Here is a 1,010-nt window from a genome sequence, read left to right as displayed (position 1 = left end):
GCTTCCACCAGCCTGGGCGCCGCCGCCTGCGGCACGCTGGACCAGATTTCGGCATCGAACGACACGGCCTTGTCGCTGTGCTTCCAGTTGATGCCCCAGGTCAGCGCGGCCATCAGCAGGATGTGGGCAAGCAGGGCCAGCCCGAATGCGCGCAACGACCCGCTGTCGCGGGGCGGTCCGAATTCGAGGCGGTCTGCGGCGCTGGGCATGGCGGGTTGCGGGCGGCTACTTGTTGCCGGTTTGCACGGAAAGGCCTACGCGCGACACCCCGGCTTTTTGCAGATTGTCCATGACCTGGACCACGGTTTCGTACTTGATCGATTTGTCGGCGCTGATGACCACGGGAACCGCTTCGGCGCCGACGGCTTTCACGGCCGGCTCCAGCCGGGCGATGTCAGCTGCGACGTTGCGCACGTTGCTGGGCACGCTGTCGGTCTTGATCTTGATCTGCACGGTTTCATCCTTGCTGATCAGGATCTGCACCGGATTTTGCGGCTGGCTGGGCGCCTTGCCGACCTTGGGCAGCGCGATCATGCTGGGCGTGATCAGCGGCGCGGTCACCATGAAGATGATGAGCAGCACCAGCATGACGTCGATGAACGGCACCATGTTGATCTCGCTGATGGTGCGCCGGTTGCGGCCGCGGCGGGAATTGACTGCTGGCATGGCGGTCTCCTAGACGGACGGCCGCAGCGAAGGGCCGCCCCGAGCAAGGCCAGCCCCTTTGGGGGGCAGCGTATTACACGAAGTGAAAAGCGTGGGGGCCAACATTTCAGTGGCCGGAGGGTGATTGGGCGCCCAGATTGCGCTGCAGGATGTTGGAAAACTCTTCGATGAAGGTTTCGAGCCGGTTGGCAACGCGGTCGATGTCATGCGAGAAGCGGTTGTAGGCCACCACGGCCGGAATGGCGGCGAACAGGCCGATGGCGGTGGCGACCAGCGCCTCGGCAATGCCCGGTGCCACCGTGGCCAGCGTGACCTGTTCCAGGGCCGCCAGGCCGGTGAAGGCG

2 protein-coding genes and 1 pseudogene are annotated in these 1,010 nt (G+C 64.9%); all 3 read right to left on the bottom strand.

Going from position 1 to position 1,010, the window contains the following annotated elements:
- A pseudogene (locus AC1D1P_RS24315) lies at nucleotides 1-209 on the bottom strand (cell envelope integrity protein TolA); the annotation flags it as partial.
- 16 nt (nucleotides 210-225) lie between these two features.
- Nucleotides 226-666 (bottom strand): biopolymer transporter ExbD, encoded by a 441-nt coding sequence (locus tag AC1D1P_RS24310; protein WP_477668962.1) that lies wholly within the window; start codon nucleotides 664-666, stop codon nucleotides 226-228.
- A gap of 106 nt (nucleotides 667-772) precedes the next feature.
- On the bottom strand, nucleotides 773-1,010 hold a 238-nt coding region (locus tag AC1D1P_RS24305; protein WP_477674788.1), incomplete at its 5' end, for a MotA/TolQ/ExbB proton channel family protein.

Source organism: Polaromonas sp. P1_E1_2, assembly GCF_056406035.1.
The sequence above is the reverse complement of the archived record's forward strand: the minus strand, read 5'-3'. Positions and strand labels throughout refer to the sequence as shown.

Bases quoted from the DNA above. Each gene is read 5' to 3' on its own strand.
- AC1D1P_RS24310 (WP_477668962.1), bottom strand. From the start codon at position 666: ATGCCAGCAGTCAATTCCCGCCGCGGCCGCAACCGGCGCACCATCAGC.